The organism is Symmachiella dynata (genome assembly GCF_007747995.1).
In the GTDB taxonomy this organism is placed as follows: domain Bacteria; phylum Planctomycetota; class Planctomycetia; order Planctomycetales; family Planctomycetaceae; genus Symmachiella; species Symmachiella dynata.
In genome coordinates this window covers 1,783,219-1,796,649 of record NZ_CP036276.1, presented here as the reverse complement: position 1 = coordinate 1,796,649, position 13,431 = coordinate 1,783,219, and the positions used below count along the sequence as shown (strand labels likewise).

Sequence of the window (13,431 nt, the reverse complement as noted above, 5' to 3'; positions counted from 1 at the left end):
GTTTCAAAACCCTCTGACGCGTCTCACTGACACTGTTCTGAATGTTTCTCGAACAAGCGCAACCGGGTTTTGAAACTGGTTCTAACGATCCGTAGAAAGTCCGCAGTTACTTGACATAGAGGAATTCGTTCGAAGTCAGCACACTTTGGCACACAACGGCCCAAGCCGTAAGCTGCGGCGTTTTTGTATCCGGATCCGCTTGTAGCATGGACTCAAGCTGAGTGGTGTAGTCCAGCAGCCGGTCCACTTCTGCCCCTTCGGGACTGCGGCCCAAGGCACGTTGATAGAGGAGCACGGCGCGCTCTTGGGGGTTGTCGGGACTCGTCTTGAATAACTGCTTGGCCAGACTCATTGAAGATTGCAGCACAAGATCACTGTTCATCAAAAACAACGCCTGAGGAGCAACCGTCGATGCCCCGCGGTCGCCCGTCGGCACATCGGGATTGGTGTAATCGAACAGATAGAAACCGTCGTAAAGATTGTTTCGAATCACAGGTAAATAAATGGAACGGCGGTTCGAATCGTAGGATGTCGCATCCTTCGATCGGTGGTTAAAGACCAGCTTCCATTTGGGGAGATTCAAAACGGGGCCCCCCATACTTGGGTCAAGCCGTCCGCTCACCGCGAGAAATGAGTCGCGTATTTCCTCAGCATCGAGACGTCGTAATTGCGATCTCCAGAAATACTGATTATCCGGGTCAATCGCAACATTTTGGGGATTCATCGCACTGCTCATCTGATAGGTGCGCGTCCGCATGATGCGTTTATGCATTTCTTTGATCGACCAGCCATCATCCATGAATTCTGCTGCCAGCCAATCCAGCAGATCCGGGTGAGTCGGTGGCACGCCCAATTTGCCAAAGTTTTCAACAGTCCGGACGATCCCCCGGCCAAAATGCCAGCACCATATGCGATTGACCGCCACACGGGCCGTTAGCGGATTGCTGGAACTGGCCATCCATTGGGCGAGCTGCAAACGTCCACTCGTTGATTCTGGAATCTCTAGAGAGCCGTACTGCTCCAACACAGCGGGAACCCCGCGCTGCACAACCTTTCCTAAGGTCAAGTGGCTGCCGCGAACATGAACTCTAGTGTCATCAACGGTCCCTTCGACAACTCCCATGGCTGTCGGTAGAACGGGGGTCTGCTTCTTCAGCAGCTTGTCTTCCTCGCGAAGTTTTTTAAGTTGAGCTTGGACCTCAGCGGAAAACTTTGATTCCGCGTCTTTGGGGGGCAGCTTGCGGTCTTCGTCAGTCAGTTCCGCGAGTGCCGCATCAAGAACGCTTTGAATTTCCTTTTTCTTTTCTGCTCTCAACACTTCGTTTTGGCGTTTCGCCTCGTGCTGTTGTTTCGTGGCGATTATGTGCTCGTTGTAACGAGCAATCGTCTCGTACCGCTGCATGGTCTTTGTGCTTTTTAGAATCCCTGCAATGGCGTAGTAATCTTCGGCTGAGATCGGATCGAATTTATGATCGTGGCAACGAGCACAGGCGATCGTCAATCCGAGCACTGCTTGCCCCATTGCATCGATCTGCTCATCGATAATATCCATCTCCATCTTGACGACGTCTTGTTCGGCGAGCACCTTCGGGCCGAGGGTGAGGTATCCGGTTGCAATCAGCAAGTCGAAATCCGCATCAGAATCCGGCGTGGAGTCCCCCCTACGTTTCTTGTAGAGTATGTCGCCAGCGAGTTGCTCGATGATAAACTGATCGAACGGCTTGTCGTCATTGAAGGACTTAATGACGTAGTTGCGATACTTCCACGCATCAAGATGGGCGAGGTTTTCGTCCAGTCCGTTGCTATCCGCATACCGGGCTACGTCTAGCCAATGTCGTCCCCAGCGCTCGCCGTATTGCTGCGACGCTAAGAGTCTGTCGATGACTTTGTCGAAGGCAGCGGGCGAATCATCCGCAAGGAACTCTTCAATCTCTTCCGGCGTGGGAGGGAGCCCCGTCAAGTCGAACGTGGCTCGCCGAATTAGCGTCCGTTTGTCAGCGGGTGGATTCGGTTGTAACCCTTCTGAGCGCATGCGTGCGAAGACGAAGGCATCGATCGGATTTTCGTCCCAGTCGGACTGATCGAACTCGGGGACCTGCGGATGAGTGATCGGTTGGAACGCCCAATGCTTTCGCGCTTCCTCAAGATCAATTTTCCCGGCGCGGGGGATCGGTTGCAATTCACCGTTCTGATCTGGATGAGGAGCCCCACGCTCGATCCACTCTCGAATCAGATCGATCGACGCTTGCGGCAGTTTGCCATCCGGCGGCATTTGCAGATTGGTGTCTTTATAATCGACCGCTGCGAAAAGCAGACTGTGTTTGACATCCCCGGGGACCACGGTCGGGCCTAAGTCCCCGCCTTCCCAAATCCCGCGATAGGTATCGAGCCGCAATCCCGATTCCTGTGCTTCCTCTCCATGGCAACTACCACACTGTTTATGCAGCAGAGGGCGGATTTTTGTTTCAAAGAATTTGAGATCTTCGGGTTTCGGCTCCCCACCCCTGGCCGAGTCGCCACCTAAAACAACCATCCCCAGCAAGACGATTGCCAAACCAGTCGAAAACCGGGTAAGAAACCGCTGGCGACCAGAGTTCGCGTATCCAAACTGAATTCTGTCGAGAAGCAACATAAGACCGTTTCCTAATACTGAGGAGCAGGAGAAGGCGAGACTATCCAACTCAGCGCAGGGATAGCCTTCTCGAGACGATTGTCATCGTCACTCACTGATCTTCGACTTGGGGTTCTGGAAATGTTTTGCGAGAAAATCCAGCGTCTTATTGTTTGACCAACGATGACCGCCTTCGAAGAAATCCGCTTCAACGTTTTCTCCGACTCCTTGAAGTGAGTAAACCCGCTTTAATTTCTCATATCCAATCCTGGCATCTTCGATCGGGAATCCCGTGTCTCCCGTGCCGTTGATCAACAGGACCGGACGCGGTGCACACAAAGCAACAATGTCCGACATCTCGCCATACTGCATGATGCCCGGTAGACATTGGCACATGCAATGAGGCGTCGCATAGAAAGTGGAACGAAAAGCCGTGAATGCTCCGGCAATCATTGCCACCTTGATCCGTTTCTCCAGAACTGGGAGATACATGGCAACGGCGCCTCCCCCGGAAAGACCTGCCAGCCCGATTTTATCGGGATCGACGACTTCCTGGGACTGCAGAAAATCGATGACGCGCATCGCATCCCAGCAACGCAGCCCCAGCGTGGTCATCCCCATGAGATACGAACTCATCGTCACTTGCAGGCAACTGCGGGTGACGTGACTGACCCCGCGGTCTTGTTTGTCCGCCGTTTCATTGAATCCGCGCATCACAATGGCAGCTGTGACATATCCGTGCTTGGCAAAATAAACAGCGTAGTCTAATTGGCCTCGCTTTGTGCTCTTGATAATGCTCTCCTTGCGCTGGGAAGCAATGTAAGGCTCAATCCCGCTATGCCCATGCAGGCAGACGATGGCCGGGAGTTTTTCATCATGCTTGTGCGGGACATAGTAATAGACCGGCACCCAGTACTCAGCTTCAGAGCGAATATAGACTTTATGCCGGGTGAACAGTTCGAATTCTTTCTTTTCCGCCCAGACCACATTGAGCGGCACCTTTTCCGGCATCCGCCCCAGCAGGCGAACGACGGTGTCCCGAAATGACTTTCGCCATTCGGCATGCTCAGCCGGCGTCGTTGCATTCCAGCTTAGCTCTGGTTCAAAACGTTCGCGCAGCTGTTTGAAGCTGCCGGCAATCCCCTGTTGGACCTCTGTTTTTTTCGGGCTGGTCTTCTCCGTTTCTGCTGACATGGCAGCACTGCCATGTAAAAAGACGCAGAGGACAATTGCAATGCCTGCTTGCTGGCTGACGTTTCGACGCATTCCTACTCCTCAACTCCCTGACCGCAGCGCGGACAACCTCCGCAACCACATAAAATCATTAACTTCTAAAGACGCGAACACACTTCAATTTGATGTCAATTTAAAATCCAATACGTTGTCTCCGGCTAAGACTTCCGCTTCCAATTCCGTATTGGGGCCATAGCCGTATTTCCGTGGAATGGGAGCCGAAGGTTGCACATCCTCTTGAGCAGCCAGTCCGACCTTGTGGTGACCGATTTTCGCACCTTCGGCATCTTCCAAATACTTCAACTCATACCTGCCCTCTTCGTCGGTGACCCCGGTCGAAGGACGGCCTTTATCGGGAATGAAGACGACAACAACTTCCTGAAACGGCTTGCCGTCCAAAGTGATCGTCCCCTCAACCGTTCCAATCTCCGGTCGGTCCCCGTTCCCTCCACATCCCGAAGTCGCCCAGATGGCAACGACAAGAGCCATGGCAGATGGCTTGAATGCTTTTAACAATGCCTTCATCTTTACGAACCTCCGACTCTGAGCCTTCGACTTGAGAAAACGCGGTGACTCGCGTGGTTTCATGCGCGGCATGTGCAGTCAGTTGTGAAATTGTGATCTTGCTCAAACATTTGCCTTCAGGCTGACGCTTATATCGGCGAGAAATAGCGACGCCTAAAAACTAAGCGCTGATCCTGGACCTCGTCGCATCGAATCCGACGACGTCATTTCGCCGGGTAAGCGGTTGGCAGTGCGGGAGACTCCACACACCGCCGACCGCTTACATCTTGTTCTCAGCAAGGCTGATGAAAGCTGCGACGAGACCAATGGCGTCGTTTCGCCGAATTCACGATCGCTTGGCTGCCAATGCAACCCTGTTCAATTTGACGTAACAAGGCGGCACGTTGGCCAAGCAATGCTGACGATTAAAATTCGCCAAGCACGTCGCCATCTTTTCTGGAGAACAGCCGTTCAAGCGTGCTGTCGACGAGCCATCCGTCCGATCCGACATTATGCGGCTTAAAATCAACGTTCTCGCTGATAAACCGGGCCGATCCGTCGCACAACAAAAACTGAATACCTCCGACATGCGGGCTGCTGAATGCGCGAGCGGCATGTCCGGCGGCAAACGGGCTGACGGTATCATTCACCCCCCAATATGCGATCCCCATGACAGCTGTTCCAGACTCGAGGATCCCGTCAGACATACGAGAACTGATCACGCTGAATCCGACAGCCGTTCCGGCTCCCATTTCAATCGAGCCAACCTGCCAAGCGCGTTCTCCAATGGCCAGCGTATTGCTCGTTCCATCGATGATATCCCTGATTTTTACGCTCGAGTTTTGGCCACCTACACCGTCAAACGAACCATACGGGCTATCGTTCACAGCGGGGCGTGTACTGTTTCCAGTCGACGTGACCATGATGTAGTTCGATTTCGCAATCGCAATTCGATCGGTACCGTCGGAGGTGACGAGCCGATTGTACCGTCCGGCTGTCCCGCTATTTTCCCAGTTATTCAATTCGGGACCAACATCGGTCGGGCAGATAAATGCTGGAATCGGTGTTTGCAGTGCTCCACGAATAACGGGATCCGCTAGATTCTGATCCAAAGTCACGGTTCCGACATTGAGCTGCTTAAACAAATTCCCTTGTTCAATGTACGGCAGAAGAAATGCTCCCCAGCTATAAAGCCCCAGTTCCCGCGAACCGATTTGTCCCGCCATCGTGCTTATATAGGCCGGAGGAAAAGTGAGGTACACGTCATGGTAGTTATGCATTGCCACCCCGAGTTGCTTCAGGTTGTTTTTGCATTGAGTCCGCCGGGCCGCTTCGCGGGCTTGTTGAACAGCGGGCAACAAGAGTGCAATGAGGATTGCGATAATAGCAATCACAACTAGCAGCTCGATTAGTGTAAATCCAGAGGATTTGCGGGCTAACTTACTCACATCATTCTTGTGAGAGGGAAAGCTTTGCCGTTGTCCCGTTGAGAGTTTCATAGAATTGACTCCGCAAATATAGAAAGGGAAACGAGGAAGCGGAATGCTGCAACGTCTATGTTGCATCCAATCCCGACTCAATTCATCCTACGCCTTAACATTTGCAATCGCCAGACTAGATTACGTACAATAATATGCAAATCGGGATTAGACAAAATGAAACCAAGTGGCGTGAGGGACTTCGATGCCGCGGACCAAACGAACAACACCAATCTACAAAGACCTTTCGTACTCACAACTGCGCAGCTATTGCGAGGCGGTCCGGCTGGGAAACATGTCGGCAGCGGCAGAGTCTTTGGATTTATCTAACCCAACCGTCTGGAAGCAGATCCGTGCGCTGGAGCACATCGTTGGTGTCACGCTCTTGGAATCAGATGGAAGGCGTAGTGAAGTCACGGAGGCCGGACAGCTATTAGCTTCTCTCGCAACACCGGTGGTGAAGGAATTCGAAGGCCTTCTCAACCGATTTCAAGAGCTCTGCGACTTGACCCCAAAACATCTTTCGGTGGCGACACCCCCGCGAAGCTTCACCGATGACTTGATGCCGGTCATTTGTGAATTCCGTCAAACTCATCCAGACATTCACGTCACTTACCGCGAATCGTTCGAGCACCATGGGGATGCAATGCTGCAATCTGGGGAAGTCGATCTCGTGATTGGCGATTCTCGTTGCTGCCTAAATCCGCAAAAATTTCTTGTTGAGGTTCTGTTCGAAATCGAAGCCATGGTGATCATGCCCGTCGGTCACCCGCTCGCCAAGCGACGCCGCATCAATCCGTCTGATCTCGCCAAATATCCGGTTTTAAATCATCCAGACGGCTATCCTGACGAAGAATCCAACGCGATTTTGAAAAGGGCCGGGGTGTTCGATCACCCGGACCGGCGTTTCAATTTGCTCTTAGCCTCTTCGATTCGAAGTTGCGTGAAACAAGGAGAAGGCATCGGTCTCGTCGGCAGTATCGGGGGAGTCCCTTCGTCCGATCCAGAGATCGTTCAGCGAACACTCAAGCATTGCTTGAAGCCAAATATCACCTATGCCTACAGCAGCCCGCGTATGTCAGAAAACCCAAGCCAACGTCTTTTGATTGATTTGATCAAAGCGAGGTTATCGAATTAAAACTTGCAGCCTCCCCCGAAGCCGTGATGGCAGGGGACCAAGTAATACTGTGCGGTGTGGCTCACGAATGGCTGCACGTCGAGACCATTGCATGCGCGAAATCTGTCAATGACCAAATGGTAATCGCTCATTGTTTGCGATACATTCGTTGTCTCGCACTGCGCGTCTGTGGACTTGCTACTGTCTCTGCAAGACGGTTGTGTTTGCATGACATAGCGTAACCAATCACTGACAACCGCAGCATCACACTGGTTGACCAGATGGGTCGGCAGGCCCAAGTGCCGCTGAATCTAAACGAGACATTTCGCGACGAACCGATTTTTTATAAAAGGATCATCTGATGTTAACTCGACGAAAAATGATTGCTAAATCACTCGGGGCCGCTTCCGTATCAGGAATTGCGCTGGCCGGTATGTTTTCACCGGAACTGTTGGCCATCGATTACCCGCAACCGGTTCCCGAAGCCAATGGACTCACGGCGTATTGCAATCATTCGAATCTCATTGTGCGCTATGACAATTTGCCAATCCTCTCATATCGCGCGCAGTCGAATTTGAAGTATCCCTACTTTTATCCATTAAACGGCCCCAAGTCAGGGTTGCCGTTAACTACAGAGAGCGCTCTCCCCTACCCGCATCATCGCAGTTTGTGGTTAGGCTGCGACCCACTCAACGGAGGGAACTACTGGGGGGACAATGCCTTGAAGACAGGTCAAATTCGTTCTGTCGAATTGGCATTGGACACCGAGAATCAGACCGATACCTCGGTGACCTTCAACGAAAAATGCGAATGGACTCGCCCCGGCAGCACTCCGCTCAAAGATGTGCGTCAATACACAGTTACGCGTCCCCATGATTCACAAATCTGGATCGATTGCGAGTTTGGCATCACCGCCATAGAAGATATCTCCATCAAGCGGGCGAAACACTCGTTCTTTGCCATGCGGGCCGCCTCGGACATCTCGCCCGCCTATGGCGGAACGCTGATGAACTCCCACGGAGACATCAACGCCAAAGGCACCTATGGAAAAACCGCGGATTGGTGTGGTTATTTCGGCAAGCGAAAGTTGCGGCCGGATTTGGTCGAAGGGATTTGCATCATGAATCACCCAGACAATTTCGGAGGCAACTGCCCCTGGTTCACGCGGGACTACGGTCATCTTTCTCCGTCACCGTTGGCTTTCCTCAAGTCGCCTTGGACGATGTCGGAAGGAGAAACGCTCGACCTGCGCTATCGCGTCGTCCTGCATGTCGGCACACCCCAAGAAGCCAAGCTGAACGAACTATTCCAACAATGGATCGCGGTCTAACACCTGCCCTCGGCTTTCAACTTAAGAAATTGCCGCACAACGATTCGCTGGGCGACTCATCACCCGAGGCTTCTTTTCACCCCGGTCACAGCGCCGAAGTTCTGCGGAAAGATGCGGTGAGTTAGCAGTTTGGTAACCGGTTCTACCCACCTCAGGCAAATCCTAAACTTGTCCTACTGATTGCGCGAGAAGCAAGGAGAAGGCGATGTCTATCCGAATCGCAACGATCAACGACGTCCGCGAAGCGGAAGATGTGATCCGCAACCATGTTTCTCCCGTCCCGCTCATTCGTTCTTACGCACTGGAGAAGAAGCTTGGGCTACCAAGTAGTCGCCGCGTTTGGTTGAAGGATTATGGGTGGACTCCAGTGGGATCATTCAAACTGCTCGGTGCCCTGAATTGGATGTCGAACAACCTGGAACGCATCGGCCAACGCTCCGTTGTCGCTCACTCTTCGGGAAATTTTGCATCGGGCATTTCGTTTGCTGGAATGCGATTTGAAAAACGAGTCGTGGTGATCATGCCGGACAGCGCCGCACGTGTGAAGTTTGACCTGACACGTTCTTTTGGCGCGGAAATCCGCACCTATGATATTTCCCAGGACCACCTAACGGGTGAACGCGACCGGCTGACCCGCGAGATCGCAGAGGAAGAAGGGGCGATCCAAGCCTCGCCGTATGACGATCCCTATGTGATTGCCGGAAACGGAGTGGGGGGGCTTGAAATCGTTAACGAACTGCGCGCAGTGGGGCGCGATGTCTCGCAATTTTTCTGCCAAGTCAGTGGAGGCGGACTGATGGCTGGCCATGCATTAGCAATCGCCGACGGTTTTCCGCAAGCAAAAATCATAGGCGTGGAGCCCGAAGGAGCCGACGATTTCTGCCAATCACTCAAAGCCGGCCACCGCATACGCGTCGAACGGCCGACCAGTATTTGCGATGGCTTGCTCTCCTACGATGTCGGAGAGCACAACTGGCCAATCTTACAGCAGCACGTCCCCCAAGCAGTCTCTATCCCCGATGCTGCGACACAGCAGGCGATGAAGTGGCTGTATAAAGTTCACGGTTTACGAACTGAGCCGTCCGGGGCAATCACAACAGCGGCGCTGCTTTCAGGAAACGTCAGACTGGATGGTGAAGGTGATATCGTCATTGTCCTCAGTGGGCGAAACCTTGACGAAGAGTCGTTTCAGGAATGGATTACAATCAGCTAAACCCCCCGATGCTGGTACAAACATTGAGGTAAGGCCAATCCCCGGAATTTCCAATTCACCAACAACAGGGGGGAATAGCCAACGCTGATGAGACTCACCACAGTTTACGTGATCTCTTCCGAGGGCAGACTGGAATTGGAATCAGTCGAACTATCGCTCGATTGAGGTCAAAGCACACCTCTGGAACGGAAACGCCTTGCCATCGCCCGCGTCATTGAGCCTCTGCGGAACATGACTCCGAAACAAAGGGAGCAGGTCGTGCTTACAAGACGTTTCGCGGCGAGTTCATTTTTCCATCACCGATTAGGCTTTGCCCATCTACGTGCCACAAATGATAGGCTGCCCGCCGATATTGTGGAGCCGACAATCTCCATGAATTCCGTCAGGTCCTCACCAACCTCCGCTACTGCCGCGACATGCTCGAGGTCACCAGGATAAATCTCGGTTCCGTCGGCCTCGAGCATCTCGATGAGATCTGCAACGTTCATGTCGCGTGCCCAGATCACCTCCCGTGCTCCGCAGACCTCCTGGACCGCTGCAATCAGGTCGAGCAGCCGTCCTCCGCGAACGGCGCTGTCGAGCTCCTCAAAATCACTTTGCTGGAACCGCAACAACAACCCCCGACGTTGCCCGAAGGTGAAGGGCCCGATAGCCAAGCTCGCTTCTCCTGCTCGCGCTCGCCAACCGACATCCTCACCGCCGCCCCCTTTGTCAAGCGAACGAACTGCGTCGACGAGGGTGGCGTCCGTCTCGCATAGCGACACGCCGTCGGCGCCGTCATTGACAAGGGCTACCGCCGTCTGCGTCTCGACACCGAACTTGTGCAGTGCTTGGCGGATACGATCCCCACGCCCGGGTGCATCTCCGGAGGGGAGTGTCATCCACACCAAGTGCAACATGTTCATCACTGGCCTCGTAGATGGTGGAATCAAGACGCTCGCGTGGTTCAAAAACAATGACGCACTCAAGTCGAACGCCAGAACGAGGTTCACCTGAAAATCGTTTGGGGGCACAGTCGGTGGAGATCATGGTAGCGAGCGATGAAGGTGATTTCAAATTGGGACGTTTTGCCTGCTTATGATTTCGACATCATATTATCAATGCGAGAGAGAGTCGCACGCGCGTCCCCCCCGGTGAAAGAGCACTGCGGGACCGATGCCACGTCTCCACTTGTATGTTTGCCCGGCGACGGCGCGGAAACTCGTGTAATTCGTTGCAACGCTGGTTGCAACGCGAACTGGGGTCCGTTGGGTTTTGGGCCTGCGGGCTCCGAGAAACACAAAAACCCCAACGAACCCCTTCGGTCCCGTCTCTTGGGGGCCTATGGGGTTCGTTGGGGTTGATTTGTAGAGTGCCGAAGGTGGGACTTGAACCCACACGAGGTTTACCCTCACTGGATTTTGAATCCAGCGCGTCTGCCAATTCCGCCACTTCGGCTGGGCGTGTTCCTAATATATGGCCTTTGACTTGATCGTCAAGTCAGCGAACCGGTTGGTAGACCTGGTTTTGGGAATCGCGACTTCCGGGGGGACCGATTGTTCCGATTTCGCGTCCGCCCTGCCCTTCGTGCCACCCGGGACCGGTTGAACAACTGGGTGGGGCTTTCTAAGCTGGGCGCTTCATTTGTAAGGCTATCTTGCCCCGTTCCACCGACTGATCATTCTATGAACCTTGCCGAAAACCTTCGCTATCTGTTGCTCCAGGTCCGGAATGCGAATGATCCGATGCAGACCCACGAAGTCGAAAGTTTTTCGCGGGTCCTGGGGGTCTCACCGGAACGGATTTCCGTGCACGACATGCTCAACAGCCGTCCGTCGCCTTCAACCACCGAGCAAGCGGATATGGTTCTGTTGGGGGGTAGCGGGCATTATTCGGCCGCCGGCGAAGGGGAATGGCTGATGCGGGCCTTGGATTATCTCCGCCAATTGCATGCCGCGGGCAAGCCGACCTTCGCCTCCTGTTGGGGATTTCAGGCCATGGCTCGTGCTATGGGGGGAGAAGTGATCAAGGACCTGCAGCGGGCCGAGGTCGGTACGCACACCCTAACATTGACCGCAGCAGGCCGGGCCGATCCGATTTTTGGTCCGCTGGGGGAAACATTCTATGGCCAGATGGGGCACGAAGATTGTGTGACGCGTTTGCCCGCAAACGCCGTGCTGTTGGCCTCATCCAGGCGGGTGGAGAATCAGGCATACTGTTTTGCGGATGCGCCGATTTATTGCACGCAGTTTCACCCGGAACTGAATCGCAACGACCTGTTGGCCCGCGTCAAAACCTATCCGGAATACGTCGAACGGATCGAAAACATTCCGCCGGAACATTTCGGCGAATTGTGCCGCGACACGTTGGAAACCGAACAACTGCTGCCACGATTTGTCGAGCATGTCTTCGGCGGTGGGTGAATGCGACGGAAAAATTGTACTTTCGTTGATATTTGTGCAACGATGTCTAGGTTCGATATCGAAATATCACACGTCGTTGTAGACAAACGCCGATTCGAGAACGGCAAGTCGATCAAACGCAGTTCATCTGTGTTGTCGACTCGAAATTGATGGACTTCCGCTACGAACTTGCATTAACGCCATCAGCTTGTCGCCGGAGGAGCAGAATGTCGAAACGAGTGTATCGCATATTGTTATATGGCTGTCTGCTGGTCCTTGCGTGTGTCGATGTTCAGCAAGCTCGTGGTGCCGAGGAAACGCGGATTTTGCGCGGCCGAATTGTCGATCAAGCGGGGCGTCCCGTTGCAAATGTCTCCGTTGCTACCGTTTGGGGTTCCAATGGTGTGACTCTGAAACAGCTCCAACACTTCATGAAAGACGACGAAGATCATCCGGAACTCGCGATGAATGAAGGGAGAATGGAACCCTGGGGTGCTGCTCCCGCGCTAACGGATGCGGATGGCAATTTTGCGATCGAATTGCGATCCTTTCGGGAATGCAAGCTCATGGCTGTCGACAAAGAGCGGAAACGAGGCGCTCTGATTACTTTTGATCAGCGCAATCTCCCGTCTCGCATTGAAGGCCAACTCGTTCCGTTGGTCCGTGTGCATGGTCGAGTCCGCGTGGCGGCGACAGGTGAGAAGGTTCGTGAACTCTCGGTCAGGGCTAGCATTCCATCCAACGAAGATTCTCCCTTGGGGAACTTTGCGCTCGGTATGTGTTCTTCGAGGGAATCTCGTTTTGAGTTTTGGTTTCCACCTGGCGCGTATGGGTTCGAGGTTTTCGGTCTCGATCCGCCGGGTCTGGAATTAGCCAAGCCCCACGCGATCAAACTGACGGAAGACCAGCGTGAGTTTGACTGTGGAGTGTTCGATCTTATTCCAAAACCAAGGAGGAATAATGAGATCGAGAAAGCCAAACAGGCAGGAGAATGGCACGATTTCACACAAAAGTACGGTCAGCAATGCCCCACTTGGCATGTTGTCGATGCACGGGGAATACCCAAAGACGCGCAGGCGGAACATTTTCGCGGCAAATGGGTGCTGGTCTATTTCTGGTCGCCATCATGCGCGCCTTGTATGGGGAGAACGCTTCCCAAACTCCACAAGTTTTACGAGGCCCACCAAAAACAACGTGACCGCTTCGAAATCGTTTCCATCTGCGTCGACATGGAAGGCAAGTTGAAATCGATGGCCGATTTCGATCTCCTGATGAAACCGATCGTGAAGGCAGTCTGGAACGGAAAAGCTCTGCCGTTTCCCGTGCTGTTGGACAATTCCTACGAGACAATGAAACGTTTTGGAGTGGAATATTTTGGGACGATGCTGTTGATTGATCCGAAAGGCCGTTTGGTTCAAGGCGATCAGTCAACGCTTGAAACCATGCTTAGCAAGGAGCAGCAAACCAAGACCTCGTCACCGAAGTAACCATGTTGCATTCCCGGTCTGTACGAAACACAAAAACCTGCCGCGATTCATTGAGCATGGTTTCGGCGGTGGGTGAA

General features: G+C 53.4%; 11 protein-coding genes and 1 tRNA gene. 5 read left to right on the top strand and 7 right to left on the bottom strand.

From position 1 onward, the window contains the following. Positions 1 to 106 precede the first annotated feature (106 nt). The 4 genes from Mal52_RS06920 to Mal52_RS06905 form a co-directional block, all read right to left on the bottom strand. The gene (locus Mal52_RS06920; RefSeq protein WP_145374973.1) at positions 107 to 2,632 is read right to left on the bottom strand and encodes a PSD1 and planctomycete cytochrome C domain-containing protein; all 2,526 of its coding nucleotides are present in this window, start codon (positions 2,630 to 2,632) and stop codon (positions 107 to 109) included. An 87-nt stretch (positions 2,633 to 2,719) separates the two neighbouring features. Continuing rightward, positions 2,720 to 3,877: an alpha/beta hydrolase family protein gene (locus tag Mal52_RS06915; protein WP_231962542.1), complete on the bottom strand. Its 1,158-nt coding sequence runs from the start codon at positions 3,875 to 3,877 to the stop codon at positions 2,720 to 2,722. An 84-nt stretch (positions 3,878 to 3,961) separates the two neighbouring features. Then, positions 3,962 to 4,369, bottom strand: a complete 408-nt coding sequence (locus tag Mal52_RS06910; RefSeq protein WP_145374972.1) for a carboxypeptidase regulatory-like domain-containing protein — start codon at positions 4,367 to 4,369, stop codon at positions 3,962 to 3,964. 404 nt (positions 4,370 to 4,773) lie between these two features. Further along, positions 4,774 to 5,847 carry a DUF1559 domain-containing protein gene (locus Mal52_RS06905; protein ID WP_145374971.1) on the bottom strand — a complete coding sequence of 358 codons (1,074 nt, stop codon included), beginning with the start codon at positions 5,845 to 5,847 and terminating at the stop codon, positions 4,774 to 4,776. A 184-nt stretch (positions 5,848 to 6,031) separates the two neighbouring features. Between Mal52_RS06905 and Mal52_RS06900 the strand changes: the two genes are divergently transcribed. The 3 genes from Mal52_RS06900 to Mal52_RS06890 all read left to right on the top strand — a co-directional run bounded on the left by Mal52_RS06900 (position 6,032) and on the right by Mal52_RS06890 (position 9,486). After that, on the top strand, positions 6,032 to 6,964 hold the full coding sequence (locus Mal52_RS06900) for a LysR family transcriptional regulator (protein ID WP_145374970.1): 933 nt from the start codon (positions 6,032 to 6,034) through the stop codon (positions 6,962 to 6,964). Between the two features lie 340 nt (positions 6,965 to 7,304). Then, positions 7,305 to 8,273: a DUF6807 domain-containing protein gene (locus Mal52_RS06895; protein ID WP_145374969.1), complete on the top strand. Its 969-nt coding sequence runs from the start codon at positions 7,305 to 7,307 to the stop codon at positions 8,271 to 8,273. 205 nt (positions 8,274 to 8,478) lie between these two features. Beyond that, the gene (locus Mal52_RS06890; protein WP_145374968.1) at positions 8,479 to 9,486 is read left to right on the top strand and encodes a threonine ammonia-lyase; all 1,008 of its coding nucleotides are present in this window, start codon (positions 8,479 to 8,481) and stop codon (positions 9,484 to 9,486) included. Between the two features lie 296 nt (positions 9,487 to 9,782). Here the strand turns inward: Mal52_RS06890 and Mal52_RS06885 are convergent, their stop codons facing one another. Further along, on the bottom strand, positions 9,783 to 10,391 hold the full coding sequence (locus tag Mal52_RS06885; RefSeq protein ID WP_145374967.1) for a hypothetical protein: 609 nt from the start codon (positions 10,389 to 10,391) through the stop codon (positions 9,783 to 9,785). A gap of 447 nt (positions 10,392 to 10,838) precedes the next feature. Then, positions 10,839 to 10,923: transfer RNA gene (locus Mal52_RS06880), tRNA-Leu, on the bottom strand. A gap of 227 nt (positions 10,924 to 11,150) precedes the next feature. Between Mal52_RS06880 and Mal52_RS06875 the strand changes: the two genes are divergently transcribed. Then, positions 11,151 to 11,888, top strand: a complete 738-nt coding sequence (locus Mal52_RS06875; protein WP_145374966.1) for a type 1 glutamine amidotransferase — start codon at positions 11,151 to 11,153, stop codon at positions 11,886 to 11,888. A gap of 233 nt (positions 11,889 to 12,121) precedes the next feature. Here Mal52_RS06875 and Mal52_RS29640 read toward each other — a convergent pair whose 3' ends face one another. Beyond that, positions 12,122 to 12,319, bottom strand: a complete 198-nt coding sequence (locus Mal52_RS29640; RefSeq protein ID WP_197534714.1) for a hypothetical protein — start codon at positions 12,317 to 12,319, stop codon at positions 12,122 to 12,124. A 231-nt stretch (positions 12,320 to 12,550) separates the two neighbouring features. On the opposite strand from Mal52_RS29640, the gene Mal52_RS29635 reads away from it, so the two are divergent. Next, positions 12,551 to 13,354 carry a TlpA family protein disulfide reductase gene (locus tag Mal52_RS29635; protein WP_197534713.1) on the top strand — a complete coding sequence of 268 codons (804 nt, stop codon included), beginning with the start codon at positions 12,551 to 12,553 and terminating at the stop codon, positions 13,352 to 13,354. Positions 13,355 to 13,431: the final 77 nt, after the last annotated feature.